At 70.8% G+C, this 14,506-nt stretch carries 11 protein-coding genes and 1 tRNA gene; 8 read left to right on the forward strand and 4 right to left on the reverse strand.

Translation table 11 applies throughout. From position 1 onward, the window contains the following. Positions 1–63 precede the first annotated feature (63 nt). Together RZ84_RS14265 and RZ84_RS14270 are read left to right on the forward strand one after the other, a co-directional pair. Complete coding sequence (locus RZ84_RS14265; protein ID WP_052229939.1) at positions 64–663, forward strand: cysteine dioxygenase; 600 nt, start codon at positions 64–66, stop codon at positions 661–663. Between the two features lie 317 nt (positions 664–980). Beyond that, entirely contained in the window at positions 981–1,391 is a 411-nt protein-coding gene (locus tag RZ84_RS14270) for a membrane protein (RefSeq protein WP_043264638.1), read from the forward strand. Between the two features lie 330 nt (positions 1,392–1,721). Here RZ84_RS14270 and RZ84_RS14275 read toward each other — a convergent pair whose 3' ends face one another. Then, positions 1,722–3,110 (reverse strand): cystathionine beta-synthase, encoded by a 1,389-nt coding sequence (locus RZ84_RS14275; RefSeq protein ID WP_043269880.1) that lies wholly within the window; start codon positions 3,108–3,110, stop codon positions 1,722–1,724. A gap of 264 nt (positions 3,111–3,374) precedes the next feature. Here RZ84_RS14275 and RZ84_RS14280 point away from each other — a divergent pair, with 264 nt between their 5' ends. The 3 genes from RZ84_RS14280 (at position 3,375) to RZ84_RS14290 (ending at position 7,492) form a co-directional block, all read left to right on the forward strand. Beyond that, complete coding sequence (locus RZ84_RS14280) at positions 3,375–4,370, forward strand: SGNH/GDSL hydrolase family protein (RefSeq protein ID WP_043264639.1); 996 nt, start codon at positions 3,375–3,377, stop codon at positions 4,368–4,370. Positions 4,371–4,633: 263 nt separating this feature from the next. Next, positions 4,634–5,854, forward strand: coding sequence for an acetyl-CoA C-acetyltransferase (locus tag RZ84_RS14285; RefSeq protein ID WP_043264640.1), 1,221 nt, complete (start codon positions 4,634–4,636; stop codon positions 5,852–5,854). Positions 5,855–6,499: 645 nt separating this feature from the next. Beyond that, positions 6,500–7,492, forward strand: a complete 993-nt coding sequence (locus RZ84_RS14290) for a hypothetical protein (protein ID WP_043264641.1) — start codon at positions 6,500–6,502, stop codon at positions 7,490–7,492. Positions 7,493–7,644: 152 nt separating this feature from the next. On the opposite strand, the gene RZ84_RS14295 is transcribed toward RZ84_RS14290, so the two are convergent. Continuing rightward, positions 7,645–8,025, reverse strand: coding sequence for a hypothetical protein (locus RZ84_RS14295; protein ID WP_043264642.1), 381 nt, complete (start codon positions 8,023–8,025; stop codon positions 7,645–7,647). A 98-nt stretch (positions 8,026–8,123) separates the two neighbouring features. On the opposite strand from RZ84_RS14295, the gene RZ84_RS14300 reads away from it, so the two are divergent. Next, positions 8,124–8,351: a DUF4287 domain-containing protein gene (locus RZ84_RS14300; protein ID WP_043264643.1), complete on the forward strand. Its 228-nt coding sequence runs from the start codon at positions 8,124–8,126 to the stop codon at positions 8,349–8,351. A 93-nt stretch (positions 8,352–8,444) separates the two neighbouring features. Here RZ84_RS14300 and RZ84_RS14305 read toward each other — a convergent pair whose 3' ends face one another. Then, positions 8,445–9,272 carry a Bax inhibitor-1/YccA family protein gene (locus RZ84_RS14305; protein WP_043264644.1) on the reverse strand — a complete coding sequence of 276 codons (828 nt, stop codon included), beginning with the start codon at positions 9,270–9,272 and terminating at the stop codon, positions 8,445–8,447. Positions 9,273–9,828: 556 nt separating this feature from the next. On the opposite strand from RZ84_RS14305, the gene RZ84_RS14310 reads away from it, so the two are divergent. Further along, positions 9,829–12,678, forward strand: a complete 2,850-nt coding sequence (locus RZ84_RS14310) for a bifunctional glycosyltransferase/CDP-glycerol:glycerophosphate glycerophosphotransferase (protein ID WP_241778054.1) — start codon at positions 9,829–9,831, stop codon at positions 12,676–12,678. After that, positions 12,678–13,847: a glycosyltransferase gene (locus RZ84_RS14315; protein ID WP_043264646.1), complete on the forward strand. Its 1,170-nt coding sequence runs from the start codon at positions 12,678–12,680 to the stop codon at positions 13,845–13,847. Before RZ84_RS14310 ends, RZ84_RS14315 begins: the two co-directional genes overlap by 1 nt. A 106-nt stretch (positions 13,848–13,953) precedes the next feature. Here RZ84_RS14315 and RZ84_RS14320 read toward each other — a convergent pair. Then, a tRNA-Leu gene (locus RZ84_RS14320) sits at positions 13,954–14,035 on the reverse strand. Between the last annotated feature and the right edge of the window lie 471 nt (positions 14,036–14,506).

Here is a 14,506-nt window from a genome sequence, read left to right on the forward strand (position 1 = left end):
CGGCCATGCCCTGCACACCGCCAACCCGGCCCGCCTGCTGGGCCCGACGAAAGGAGCCCGTCCATGACCAACCGCACCGCCCCGGCCGGCGCCGGCGACGTCCGCAGCGCCGGGGACGACGGCTGCGCAGCGCCGTTCGCCGCGCTGCCCGAGCGCACCCTCGACAGGCGCGAACTGCGGGCGCTGGTCGAAGCGTTGGCGGACCGCCCGGAGCTGTGGCGGGACCGGGTCGCGTTCTCCGACACCGAGCGTCATTACGCGTCCCTGCACCGCGACGCGTTCGTCGACGTCTGGCTGCTGTGCTGGACCCGGCAGAACGACACCGGCTGGCACGACCACGACCTCTCCTCCGGCGCGGTCCGGGTCGTCCAGGGCGTGCTGACCGAGTCCAATCCGCGGATCGGTGGCGAGCATCTGGCGACCATGTTCGGCGCCGGCGAGTCGTTCTGCTTCGGGCCCGACCACATCCACCGGCTGACCGGCGCCACCGACGACGCGGTCTCGGTGCACGCCTACTCGCCGCCGCTGTGGCGGCTGGGCCAGTACGACATCACCGGGGACGGGCTGCTGCGCCGGATCTCGGTGTCGTACGCGGACGAGCTGCGGCCGGTGGGCGCGGCGGCGGGCGACCGGCGGCCGGCGGGCGACACCCCGGCGGCCTGAGTCCGGGCCGCGCCCTCTCCCGCCGCGGCGATCCGGCACGGCGATCCGGCCGGCCATCCAACGCCGCGATCCCTCCCGGCTGTTGGCCTCCGCACGGCGAGCGCCGCCAGATCGCCCCGCTCGGCGGCGCGGACGTCTCCTGGCTGGTCGGCCTCGCTGGTCGGCCTCCCGGTGCCCGCGGTCCTGTACTGAACGGTCGCCCGCCGCGACACCGCACGCCTGGCCGCCCCGGAAGCCGCGCGGGGGCGGCAGACCCCCGCTGGACCGGGGGGCTAGCCCTACCGCGCCGCCGGCCGCCCGCCCGTAATCTGACCGCTATGGCGACACACGACCGCGATCTGAAGAAGGAACTCGACGCGACCCTCCAGACGCGCAAGGAACTGGGGCCGGAGTACGAGTCCGAGCTCGTGGAGTCCTTCCTGGAGAAGCTGGACCAGAACGTGGACCGACGGGTGCGGCGACAACTGGCCGAGCAGCAGATGCAGGTGGCGCGCGGGGTGCAGCCGCGCCGGACGGACGCCGGCGCCGAGTTCTGGCAGCGGTTCGCGGTAGCCGTGGTGTCACTGGTGCTGGCCATCCCGCTGTCCGCGATAGCCGTGGCCCAGGCCGGGCTGGTCGGCCTGGTGGTGTGCTGGGCCGGTGTCGTCGGCGTCAACGCCGTCCACGGCCTGGGGATGCCGCAGTTGCTGAAGGGCCGGGCACAGCGGCGCGACGGCGACTGGGACTGACGGGGACGGGACCGACCGGGACGGGGACCGACCGGGACCGACCGGTCTCCCGCCGTGGAAAGAGTATTGCGGGGACCGCCGCACCCCGGCCGGAGCCGGGGGCGGGACGACGGCGGTCCCCGCAGGAGACGCGAGCCGGGTCAGGGCCGGTGGTCGCATCCTGGCGATCGGAGGTCCGGGAGCCGCTCCGGAGGTCCTGTCGCCTGCCCATCAATGTGCCGGACGAGTGTTAAGCGTGTGCTGCCAGAACGTGACGCATACGTACACCTTGCGGCGACGGCCCTTTTCCTGACGGACACTTGACGCCGCGCCCAGTACCGCGCCCGACGGCTACTTGGCCACCCCGCGCGCCAGATAGGCCAGCAGGTCCTGCCGGCTCACCACGCCCTTCGGCTTGCCCTCGACGAGGACGATCGCGGCGTCCGCGTCCTCCAGCACCGCCATCAGGTCGGAGACCGCCTCGCCCGAGCCGACCTGCGGCAGCGGCGGGCACATGTGCTTCTCCAGGGGGTCGGACAGCGAGGCGCGCTGGGTGAACAGGGCGTCCAGCAGCTCCCGTTCGACGACCGAGCCGACGACCTCGGCGGCCATCACGTCGGGGTGCCCGGCGCCCGGCTTGACGATCGGCATCTGCGAGACGCCGTACTCGCGCAGCACCTCGATCGCCTCGCCGACGGTCTCCTCCGGGTGCATGTGGACGAGCGAGGGCAGCGCGCCCTCCTTGTGCTGGAGCACCTCGCCGACCCGGGCCGCGGTGCCGCTCTCCTCCAGGAAGCCGTAGTCGGCCATCCACTCGTCGTTGAAGATCTTGGAGAGGTAGCCGCGCCCGCTGTCCGGGAGCAGGACGACCACCACGTCGTCCGGGCCGAGCCGCTCGGCGACCCGCAGCCCGGCGACCACCGCCATCCCGCAGGAGCCGCCGACCAGCAGCCCCTCCTCCTTGGCCAGCCGCCGGGTCATCTGGAAGGCGTCCTTGTCCGAGACCGCCACGATCTCGTCCGCGACCGTGCGGTCGTAGGCGGTCGGCCAGAAGTCCTCGCCGACGCCCTCGATCAGGTACGGCCGCCCGGATCCGCCGCTGTAGACGGAGCCCTCCGGGTCGGCGCCGATGACCTTGACCCGGCCGTCGCTGACGTCCTTCAGATAGCGGCCGGTGCCGCTGATGGTGCCGCCGGTGCCGACGCCCGCCACGAAGTGGGTGATCCGCCCGTCGGTCTGCTCCCAGAGCTCGGGGCCGGTCGTCTCGTAGTGCGAGCGCGGGTTGTTGGGGTTGCTGTACTGGTCCGGCTTCCAGGCGCCGGGGGTCTCGCGCACCAGGCGGTCGGAGACGTTGTAGTACGAGTCCGGGTGCTCGGGATCGACCGCCGTCGGGCAGACCACCACCTCCGCGCCGTACGCCCGCAGCACATTGATCTTGTCCGTCGACACCTTGTCGGGGCAGACGAAGATGCACTTGTAGCCCTTCTGCTGGGCCACGATCGCCAGCCCGACACCCGTGTTGCCGGACGTCGGCTCCACGATGGTGCCGCCCGGCTGCAACTCGCCGGACTCCTCGGCGGCCTCGATCATCCGCACCGCGATCCGGTCCTTGACCGAACCTCCGGGGTTGAAGTACTCGACCTTCGCCAGGACGGTTGCCTGGATCCCTTGAGTGACGTTGTTGAGCCGCACGAGCGGGGTGTTGCCGACAAGCTCAATCATCGATTCGTAAAACTGCACGGTGGTCTCCGCGGTCGGGGGCACGCTCTCCTGCGCCCGTGCCGCCAGCCTATTGCCCACCTCCCCGAGGAGCCCGCGCGCCGGGTAACCGGCTCCATTGGGAGCCCGGTGCGTTGCGCGGGGCACCGGAACGGGCATCACCCCGGTGAGGAGTTCTTGCCCTTTCAAGAGCGCGTCCGGCCCCCGGGGCCGCGACGCGCCCGCACTGCACGGGGAGGTGCCCGGCCGATGGCGACGACGGTGACGACGGGGTCCAGGGCGAGGGTGGCACGGCGGATCGCGACCGCCGCCGCGTTCGGCGGCGGCGGGATCGGGCTGCTCGGCGTCGCCGCCGTCGGCGTGCTGCTGACCGAGGTCCGGCTGGCCCGCCGCACGGTCGGCGGCTCCAGCGACGTCCCGCCGTGCGCCGACGGCCGCTACGGCACGGCGTTCGAGGAGTACGGCGACCCCACCGGCCGGCCGCCGCTGCGGCTCGGCTTCCTCGGCGACTCCACCGCCGCCGGCCAGGGCGTCCACCGGCCCTCCCAGACCCCGGGCGCGCTGCTCGCCTCCGGCCTGGCCGCGGTCGCCGAACGCCCCGTCGACCTCCGCAACGTGGCCCTGCCCGGCGCCCGCTCCGACGACCTGGCCCGCCAGGTGGAGCTGATGCTGGCGGACGGCCAGGAGCCCCCGGACGTCTGCGTCATCATGATCGGCGCCAACGATGTCACCCACCGGCTGCCGCCCGCCCGGTCCGTACGGCATCTGTCGGAGGCGGTCCGCCGGCTGCGCGCGGCCGGCTGCGAGGTCGTCGTCGGCACCTGCCCCGACCTGGGCACCATCGAGCCGGTCAACCAGCCGCTGCGCTGGGTGGCCCGCCGGCTCTCCCGCCAGCTGGCCGCCGCGCAGACCATCGGCGTGGTCGAGAACGGCGGCCGGACGATCTCGCTCGGCGCGCTGCTCGGCCCGGAGTTCGAGGCGCGCCCCCGGGAGCTGTTCGGACCGGACAACTACCACCCCTCGGCCGAGGGGTACGCCACCGCCGCGATGGCGGTGCTCCCCACGCTGTGCGCCGCACTCGGCCTGTGGCCCGAGGAGGAGCGGCCGGAGCCGGCCCGCCGCGAGGGCATCCTCCCGGTCGAGCAGGCCGCCGCGCGGGCCGCCTCCGAGGGCGGTACGGAGGTCACCGCCTCGCGCGCCCCGTGGGCCCTGCTCAAGCACCGCAGGCGCCGTCAGCTGCCGGCCCCGGAGACCGCGGACCGGCCGTCCGTCACGGGCTGAGACCGGGCACCGGGGGCGTACGGGAGGACCCGGTGGCGGCCGTCAGCAAGCCCCGCCGGTGGCCGTACGGGAATACGCGACGGCCCCGCCGGGTTCCCATAAGCGCCCGCTTAGAAAAGAGGCCCGCATCACAGCGCGCACCCCGTGACCTCAGCACTACGTGCGGGTAACTTCCCACACAGTCCTGCCCGTCTGCCACCGACCCCGCCCCTCAACGAGGCGCTACGCGCCGCCTCTTCACCTTCGCCTCTTGGAGCCGTGTGATGCCCGAAGCCGTGATCGTCTCAGCCGCCCGCTCCCCGATCGGTCGCGCCTTCAAGGGCTCGCTCAAGGACCTGCGCCCCGACGACCTCACCGCGAAGATCATCGAGACCGCCCTCGCCAAGGTCCCCGAGCTGGACCCGACCGACATCGACGACCTGATGCTCGGCTGCGGTCTGCCCGGCGGCGAGCAGGGCCACAACCTCGGCCGCATCGTGGCCGTCCAGATGGGGATGGACCACCTCCCGGGCTGCACCATCACCCGCTACTGCTCCTCCTCGCTCCAGACGACCCGTATGGCGCTGCACGCCATCAAGGCCGGCGAGGGCGACGTCTTCATCTCGGCCGGCGTCGAGACGGTCTCGCGCAGCGTGAAGGGCACCTCCGACGGCCTGCCCGAAACCCACAACCCGTTCTTCGCGGACGCCGAGGCCCGTACAGCCGCCCGCGCCGAGCAGGAGGGCACGGACTGGCACGACCCGCGCGAGGACGGCCTGATCCCGGACGCGTACATCGCCATGGGCCAGACCGCGGAGAACCTCGCCCGCCTCAAGGGCGTCACCCGCCAGGAGATGGACGAGTTCGGCGTCCGGTCCCAGAACCTCGCCGAGAAGGCCATCAAGGACGGCTTCTGGGAGCGGGAGATCACCCCGGTCGAGCTCCCGGACGGCACGGTCGTCTCGAAGGACGACGGCCCGCGCGCCGGCGTCACGCTGGAGGGCGTCCAGGGCCTCAAGCCGGTCTTCCGCCCCGACGGCCTGGTCACCGCCGGCAACTGCTGCCCGCTCAACGACGGCGCCGCCGCGCTCGTGATCATGTCCGACACCAAGGCCCGCGAGCTGGGCCTGACCCCGCTCGCCCGGATCGTCTCCACCGGCGTCTCCGGCCTGTCCCCCGAGATCATGGGCTACGGCCCGGTGGAGGCCAGCAAGCAGGCCCTCCGGCGCGCCGGCCTGAGCATTTCGGACATCGACCTGGTCGAGATCAACGAGGCGTTCGCCGCGCAGGTGATCCCCTCCTACCGCGACCTGGGCATCGACCTGGACCGCCTGAACGTCAACGGCGGCGCGATCGCCGTGGGCCACCCCTTCGGCATGACCGGCGCCCGCATCACCACCACCCTCATCAACTCCCTCCAGTGGCACGACAAGCAGTTCGGCCTGGAGACCATGTGCGTCGGCGGCGGCCAGGGCATGGCGATGGTCATCGAGCGGCTGAGCTGAGCTGTAGCGGAGGGTGGGAGCCGGGTGCGAGGAACGAGTGCCCGGCACCCGCCCGCAGCGGAGGCGAAGTTCAGCGCGACCACGGGCACGCGCGGCTGAGCTGAGCTGTAGCGGAGGGTGGGGGTCGGACCCGAGGAACGAGTGCCCGGCACCTGCCCGCAGCGGAAGCGAAGTTCAGCGCGACCACGGGCGCGACCACGGGCATGCGCGACCGAGCCGGCCCGGCGCCGGGGCGCCGTCGAGGGTGTGCGGGAAAACGGACCAACTCCCGTTTTCCGCGCACCCTTCGCTGTTGTCCGCACACCGTCAGCGAGACCGCGTGACCCGGATCACCCGTTGACGAGATCGCGACCCAATCGCCGCCACGATTGTGACCAACATCCTGGGGCAGCGGCGTCCTTGCAGCTCAGGCAGGAGGCACTCTGGCATACGAGGCCCTGATGCCTGGCTATTTCGGGGCAAATTACACCGCGAAAGGTCGCCGACCATGGCCAGGCTGATGTAGGAAGTCGGGGAACAATCTGCTAACGGGAGTACGCCGGTGAGCGAGCCGCTACAGCGAGTGCGTGGGTCCGTGAGCGAGCGCGTCAAGGGGGGCACCCCGGCCGACGGCCGGGGGAAGTCCGAGCGAAGCGAGGTTTCGGCATGAGCGTCACCACCCTCGTCCTGCTGCTGGCCGCGGCCGTCGCGGTGGTGCTGGGCGCCGTCGCCCTGCACACCGCCCGTACGCTGCGCCGCCAGATCGGCGCGCTGCACGCCGACCTCGTCGCCGCCCGCGCGGACGCCGAGGCCCGCGCCGAGGACGCGCGGCTGGCCGCCGCGGCGATCCCCGCGGCCCGCGCCGTCCCCGCCGCCGAGACCCCCCTCGCCGATATACGCGCCGCCGTCGCGGACGCGCTGGCCGAGGAGCGGGAGCGCGAGCTGGCCGAGGCCCGCGCCTTCTGGGCCGCTCAGGAGGCCCGGGACTCCCTGAACACGGCGGACGCCCGATCGCTGTTCGGCGGGCTGGGCGGCCTCGGCGACGAGGGCCCGCTCGACGGCCGCGAGGGCCGGCGCGAGCTGCCCGAGCGGCCGGAGCCGGACCGGCTCGACACCCAGCCGTTCGTACCGCGCCAGGCCGATCTCGCGGGGCTGGAGCCGCTGCTGGGCCCGGAGGCGCTGGAGCCGCTGCCGGCACTGGAGTCCGTCGAGGCCCTGGAGTCCGTGGAGGCGCTGGAGGCTCTGGAGACGCCGGAGTTCGAGCCAGCCGAGGAGACCGAGTCCGCCGAGCTGGCCGCCGCCCGCCGGCGCCACCCCTCGCACCCGGACTTCTCCCCCACCCCGGCGATCGGCGACCACGAGCGCACCGTGGCGCGCCTGGAGGAGCTGGCGCGCGAGAGCACCCCGCTGGTCGATGTGCGCCCCGGCCCGCTGGGCACCCTGGACGTCTATGTCTTCGCCGACGGCACCACGCTGTGCCTGACCCCCGGGCACCGGGAGACCGCCGAGAGCGTCGCCGGCGCGCTGCACGCGGGCCAGGTTCCCGTCCTCCTGGGCGGCTCGGGTGTCTCCGGCGGCTACGCCCTGACGTTCTCCTGGGGCGAGGGCCCGGACGAGAACGTCTACATCCTCGCCGACCGGGTCATCGCCTCCCTCTGACCCGCCGCTGACCCGCCGCCCCGGCGACGGCCCGGACCGCCCGGGGCCCGTCCGGCCCCGGTCCGCCGGACCACCCCTGGCCCGCCGGACCGTCCTGACCTGCCGGACCGGTCCCGCCCCCCGAGCAGCCGGCGGAGGCCGTCGGACCGGCCCTAACAGCGTCCCGCCGCCGCCCGGACCCATCGCACGGCCTCCGCCAGCTGTTCGGCGGGGGCCACTTTCACGTCAGCTTCCGCCGCCGGGCCGGCGGCGTCCGGGGTTCCCGCGGCGGGCGACGCCGCGGCGACGCGCAGGGCCTCGACGAGATCGTGGCCGGCCACCGCCAGCTGATCCCCGACGGCGAAGATCCCGGCGTCCGGGAGCTCGTGGGGCCGCTGTCCGGGGCGTTCGATCAGCTGTGCGCGGGTCGCCAACTTCCGCGCCAGGGCGAGCCCTTCGGCCGCGGCCCCGCGGCGCAGGGCGCTCTGCGGCAGCGACCTCAGGCGGTCGGCGAGCGCGTCCACGGCGGTCTGCAAAGGCATCACGTCAAGCACGTCGTGAGCCTATGCGCCACTCCGGGGTGGTTGCCAATGCCCGAACGCTCAGGCACGGTGAGCGAAAGAACCAGCATCGACCGCGTCCGGAGGCGCCGATGTCCCAGCTCTTCTCCGAAGAGACCCACCGGAACATGCTCTCCCGTATCCCGCAGTGCACCGGCCGGGAAATCTCCGAATGGCTGCGCACCGTTGACGAAGGCCCCGCTCTCTTCCGCTTCGACGAAAAGGTCAGCTGGCTGCGCGGCGAACACAATCTCGCGCACGGACACGCCAAGGCGATCGTCCACGAACACGATCTCAGGCGGGCCGCCCGCAAGTTCTGATCCGGGCGCGGCCGTGCCCCCGGAATGCACGAAGGGCCCGCAGGCGGTCGCCTGCGGGCCCTTCGTGCTGTCCGCGCGATGCGCGGTCCGGTGTCAGTCGCGCAGGATCTGGATCAGCCGCAGCATCTCCCAGTAGATCCACACCAGGGTCAGGGTCAGGCCGAACGCGGCCAGCCAGGACTCCTCGCGCGGTGCGCCGTAGGCGATGCCGTCCTCGACGTGCTTGAAGTCCATGGCGAGGAACAGCGCGCCGAGGACCACGCCCACGATGCCGAAGACGATGCCCAGGCCGCCGCTGCGGAAGCCGAGGCCGTCACCCCCGCCGAACACCATGAACAGCAGGTTCACCAGCGACAGCAGGACGAAGCCCAGCGCCGCGATCATCACGAAGCGGGTGAAGCGTTCGGTGACCCGCACGATCCGCGTCTTGTAGGCGACCAGCATGGCGACGAACACCGCCATCGTGCCCAGCACCGCCTGCATCGGGGCGCCGTTCATCTTCGGCAGGTCGTTGATGAAGCCGCTGAGCGCGCCGAGGAAGACCCCCTCCAGCGCCGCGTAGCCCAGGATCAGCGCCGGGACCGGCTTGCGCATGAAGGACTGGACGAATCCCAGCACCATCGCGACCAGGCCGGCGCCGATGGCGAAGGCGAGCTGGCCGGTCAGGAAGATCCAGCCGACGGTGGCGCCGGCGATGACCGTGCCGAGTGTCAGTCCGGTGCGCGTGACGACGTCGTCCATCGTCATCGGGCGGGTCTGCGGGGCGTATTGCGGTGCGTACTGCGGCGCCTGGGTCGCGTACGGGTTGGCTCCGGCGTACGGGTTGGCGGCGCCCCCGGCCTGCGGCGGTGCGTTGAAGCCCGCGTAGCCGGTGTCGCGGCTGAACCCCCGTCGCGAGAAGACCGGGTTGCTGCTCCTCATCTCACTCCTCCATGGCCGCCCTGCGCGGCCTTGACGCAAGCGTAATGGCTTGGCAAAGACACGTCTCTCGTACCTGGGCAGGATCTTCCCCTGAAGTTACGGAGGACACATCTCCTGCCTGGAGGACGATCGGGAGGGCGCGGAGGTGCCCGTATCGGCGGGCGAGTTGCCGGCCGGCGCCGCCTTCGTCACATCTGCCGCTGTGTCATATGCCACTCCGCCGTCAACACCACGGCCGGGCAACCCCGCGTGCGGGTCCGGACAAACTCCGGGTAATCGATCTTTTCCCGTCGTCATCGAACGGGCATTTTCCCGCACCGTCAACTCCGGCGGTCCCGGGTCACCGGCATGATCGGAATCCGATAAATGTCTGATCGCGGGCACGGATGCAACCGATTGACCCCGGATGCCGTCATACCCACTAGCCGGAACCTGCCCTTCCTCGCGTACCACCCCGTCACCACCCGTAGCGGTCCGAGTGCGGGCGGTCGTAAACCCCGAGTGGCGATGGGGCTATTCTTGCCGGAAACAGCAGCGAAAGAGGGTTGAGGTGCCTGTGCCTGACGTCTCAGTAGTCGTCATTGTCTACAACGACGCCGACCGGTTGCCGACCGCGGTCCAGTCCGTGCTGGATCAGACACTCCGGGACGTCGAGGTGGTGATCGTCGACGATTGCAGCACCGACCGTTCTTTCGACGTCGCGCAGCAACTCGCAGCCACCCACCCCGAGCGGGTCAGAGCCTTCCAACTGCCGGAGAACAGCGGTGCCGGCGGCGAGCCGCGCAACGTCGGCATTCAGCACACCAGGGGACAGTACGTCATGTTCCTGGACAGTGATGACGTCCTGGAACACAACGCCTGTCGCAATATGCTGGAGGCCGCCGAGGAAACCGGTTCGGACATCGTCTCCGGCCTGTGCGTCCGACTGCACAAGGACACTCGTAACCAGAAGCGCGACGAGTGGTACTCCTGGTTGTATTCCACGACCCGCACGCTGGATTCCGTTACCGAATTGCCGGACCTTTTTGTGTGGGACACCCTTTCCACCAATAAGTGCTACCGCCGCGATTTCCTCGTCGAGAACGATCTCCGTTTCCCCAAGGGGATGTTCTACGAGGACCTGATGTTTATCGCCGATGCTTATCTCGCGGCGAAGCGGATCACGCTGATTCCCAATCAGGTCTACTTCTGGCACGTCCACGAGCAGGCCGCCGTGAAGTCGGTGACGAACCGTCGGCACGAGATGACCAATTACATCCACCGGCTCGAGGTCCACCGGCGCATTGACGCCCTGCTGGAGCAGCGCGGCCTGGCCGGCATGAAGCTCGCCAAGGACGTCAAATTCCTCAAGCACGACCTCGTGCTGCACCTGCGGGACCTGCCCTTCCGGGACGACGCCTACCGCCAGGAGTTCGCCGAGCTCTCCCGCGAGTACCTGGCGGGCATCGAGCCCGAGGCGTACGAGCGTGTCCTGCCGATCCAGGCCATCTGTGCCTACCTGCTCCAGAAGGGCGACTGGGACAACCTGATCCCGGCGGTGGACACCCTCATCAACCGCGACAAGGTCTCCTCGCCGCTCGCCCAGCACGACGGCCGGATCTACTGGTGCGACGGCCACTACGACGACGACTTCGGCCGCCGGGTGCTGGACGTGACCGACATCGGCTACCACGAGAAGCCGGTCAACCAGCTGTTCCTGCGCAACCAGATCACCCGGTTCTCCGAGGCGGGCAGCTCGGTCTCGCTGGCCGGGCGGATCACCAACCCGCTCGGCGTGATCCCCGAGGGCGCGAAGCTGAAGGCCGAGCTGGAGTTCAGCGCCCGCCGGCGCAGCCTCCAGTCGTTCACCTTCCCGGTGCGGACGGTGCGCCACGACGGCGACGCCGTCCACTGGGAGACCACCGCGGACATCACCGCGCAGCTGCGCCCGCTGGGCATCGTCGACACCATCTGGGACGTCCGGCTGACCCTGGACGTGAACGGCGCGCGCACCACGACCCGGCTCACCGTCTCCGACACCGAGCTGGCCGGCGGCCCGCTGCCGGTCCGGCCGCGGCTGACCCGGATGGTCGCCGACCACATCGAGCCGCATGTCTCCTCCAAGGGGCACCTGGCGTTCCGTCTGATCAGCGAGGGCCGCAACGCCGAGCGCGTCCAGGAGCTCATCAACAGGGGCGTGCGCGGCAAGCCGGGCACGCTGGCCAAGACCGGTTTCCGCAAGGCGAAGGCGCTGCGCAAGACCCTCACCTCCGGGGACAGCAAGCTCCGGGCGTACCACGAGGTGTTCAGCCGGCTGCCGGTCAAGAAGCGCACGGTGGTCTTCGAGAGCCACCTGGGCAAGCAGTACAGCGACAGCCCGCGCGCCATCTACGAGGAGATGCGCCGCCAGGGCCTGGAGTTCGAGGCGATCTGGTCGTACGCCGGGTCCCCGAAGGACTTCCCCAAGGACGCCACCCTCGTCAAGCGCTGGTCGCTGCCGTACCTCAAGGCGCTCGCGCAGGCCGAGTTCTGGGTGGACAACCAGAGCTACCCGCTCAAGCTGACCAAGCGCCCCGAGACCACCTACATCCAGACCTGGCACGGTTCGGCGCTGAAGAACATGGGCTTCGACCAGCCCTCGCTCAAGGCGCAGACCCGCCAGCAGCAGGCCGAGCAGCAGCAGTCGCTGGACCGCTTCGACCGGTTCCTGTGCCGGACCGAGCACGACGCGCGGACCCTGGCCAAGGCGTTCCGCCTCAAGGAGAAGACCCTGCTGCGGGTCGGCTACCCGCGCAACGACGCGCTGGTGCGGGCCCGGCAGCAGGAGGCCGAGCTGGGCCGCCGGGAGCGCGGTGCGCTGGCGGCGGAGCTGGGTATTCCGGCGGACAAGACCGTGCTGCTGTACGCGCCGACGTTCCGCAAGGCGGGCGGCCGGCACGGCCGGTTCGCCCTCCCCTTCGACGTGGAGCGCTTCGCCGACGAGTTCGGTGACCGCTACGTCCTGCTCGTGCGCTCGCACTACCTCAACCACGTGGTGCTGCCGCCGACGGTGCAGGGCCGGGTCATCGACGTGTCGGCGCGGCACGACATCACCCCGATCCTGGAGCTGGCGGACGGTCTGATCACCGACTATTCCTCGGTGATGTTCGACTACGCGCTGCTCGACCGGCCGCTGATGTTCTTCACCTACGACTACGACGAATATGTGCACGAGGGCCGCGGAACGTACTTCGATCTGCTGGAGCACGCGCCGGGCCCGGTGGTGCGCACCGAGGAAGATTTCTTCGAGACCATGCAGTCTTTCGAGACCCAGCAGCTGGAATACGCCAAGGACCGCAAGGAATTCGTCGCCAAGTTCGGGGAATACGACCGGGGCGACGCCGCACAGAGCATCGTCGACCAGTTCTTTGCGCAGTGGAGCCGTTGATGACCAAGTCGAACGCAGCCGGGCCGCGGGACATCTTCTTCGTCTCCAACAGCGTCAACGAGCTGGGCGGAATCACCAGTTGGTCGCACCAGATGGCGCGCCTGTTCGTCGAGCAGGGCCATCGCGTGCACGTCGTCGGCATCGTGCCGCCGCCCGAGGGGCGGGTCCACGAACTGGCCGCCGACCTGCCGTACGAGACCACCACGCTCTACGACGTGCATCCGCCGAGCGTCCGCCCCGTGCGCGGCCTCAAGGACAAGCTGAACCTCGTCGAGCAGCGCCGGCGGACCGCCCGCGAGGCCGGGATGCACGAGCAGGCGGCCAAGATGAGCGCGCTGTTCCGGGCGGCCCGGCCGGGCGGCATCGTGATCGTCACCCAGGTGTGGGCGATGGAGTGGGTCGCGCTCGCCGACACCGCGGGGCTCGCGGTCATCGGAATGAGCCACGAGTCCTTCGAGACCTGCCGCCGGTCGTCCCGCTTCGCCCGCGTCAAGCGGTTTTACCAGGACGTCGACCGGATGTTGCCCCTCACCCGCGAGGACGCCGACCAGTGGATCCGGCAGCGGATGGACAACGTCGGCTTCATGCCGAACCCGCTGCCGTTCTTCCCTGACGTTCCCTCGGACCGCGCCCGGAAGGTCGTGGCCAGCATCGGCCGGCTCCACGAGGAGAAGGGCGTGGACCTGCTCCTGGAGTCCTGGGCCAGGGTCGCCTCGCAGCACCCGGACTGGACGCTGCGGATCTACGGCTCCGGTGAGGAGGCCGACGCGCTGCGCAAGCAGGCGGCCGAGCTGGGGGTGACCAATTCGGTCGAGTGGATGGGCCGGACCAGCGATGTGGCCGGGGCGCTGCGGGAGAGCGCGGTCTTCGCGCTGAGCTCGCGCGGCGAGGGCTTCCCGCTGGCTCCCATGGAGGCGATGGCCACCGCGGTGCCGTGTGTGGCGTTCGACGTGGCGCCGGGTGTCCGCGAGATCATCACGGACGGCACGGACGGCTTCCTGGCGCCTCCGGGCAACGTCACCGAATTCGCCCGGCACCTGGACACACTGATGTCCGACAAGGAACTGCGGGACCGGATGGGCGAGGCGGCCCGGGAGAACATCCAGCGGTTCTCGACCGACGAGATTGTCGCCCGCTGGGAGGCGCTGTTCGCGCTCGTGGAGCGCTGAGCCGGCCCGGTTCTCAACGCCGCGGGCCGCCGGTTTTCACCGGCGGCCCGTTCTCGTTGAAAGTTCAGGTATGTTCTGGTCTTTGATCCCCGCTGCTCGCGGGGAGTGCCCGGAGCCGGACTTGAACCGGCACGGCCCGAAGGCCAGCGAGGTTTAAGCTCGCCGTGTCTGCATTCCACCATCCGGGCTTGGGGTCCCCCATGCCGCCTCAAAGAAGGCAGCACGAGCGTAGCCCGCGGCGCACGGGGCACATCGGCCGCTCATCCCGAGGTTGTCTTATTTTATTGGCAACTGAGGATGCATCAGCCACCGCCAGAGCCCCCGGCACATGCCTGATGCCCATGTTCGGCGTTGCGTGCCACGGCCAAATTCGAACCCGAATTGACGGAAAGTCGACGCCCGTCCGATGCCCCGTCGGCGCGCCGGCGGGCCCCTGCGGCGCCGTCCGCCGGTCGACCTTGAAGCCGTCACGGCATCAGGGTCCGACTCATACCCAGGGATGACGGAGCCGTTGTCGGCTAATCCCCTGGAGTGGTCCAAGGACGGTCACACGGGTTGACGTCCCGGCCCCTGTCCCTGCCGGACGATGGGATCCGTTGTTCTTCTGCCCGCTTCCCCGGCCGCCCGGCCGGCACCGAGGCGGTCGGTCCCCGTCCCGA

The organism is Streptomyces sp. CT34 (genome assembly GCF_000805335.1).
In the GTDB taxonomy this organism is placed as follows: Bacteria; Actinomycetota; Actinomycetes; order Streptomycetales; family Streptomycetaceae; genus Streptomyces.

Coding starts and splice junctions, on each gene's coding strand:
- RZ84_RS14290 (WP_043264641.1), top strand. CDS start 6,500: ATGAGCGTCACCACCCTCGTCCTGCTGCTGGCCGCGGCCGTCGCGGTG.
- RZ84_RS14300 (WP_043264643.1), top strand. CDS start 8,124: ATGTCCCAGCTCTTCTCCGAAGAGACCCACCGGAACATGCTCTCCCGT.
- RZ84_RS14270 (WP_043264638.1), top strand. CDS start 981: ATGGCGACACACGACCGCGATCTGAAGAAGGAACTCGACGCGACCCTC.
- RZ84_RS14265 (WP_052229939.1), top strand. CDS start 64: ATGACCAACCGCACCGCCCCGGCCGGCGCCGGCGACGTCCGCAGCGCC.
- RZ84_RS14305 (WP_043264644.1), bottom strand. CDS start 9,272: ATGAGGAGCAGCAACCCGGTCTTCTCGCGACGGGGGTTCAGCCGCGAC.
- RZ84_RS14315 (WP_043264646.1), top strand. CDS start 12,678: ATGACCAAGTCGAACGCAGCCGGGCCGCGGGACATCTTCTTCGTCTCC.
- RZ84_RS14285 (WP_043264640.1), top strand. CDS start 4,634: ATGCCCGAAGCCGTGATCGTCTCAGCCGCCCGCTCCCCGATCGGTCGC.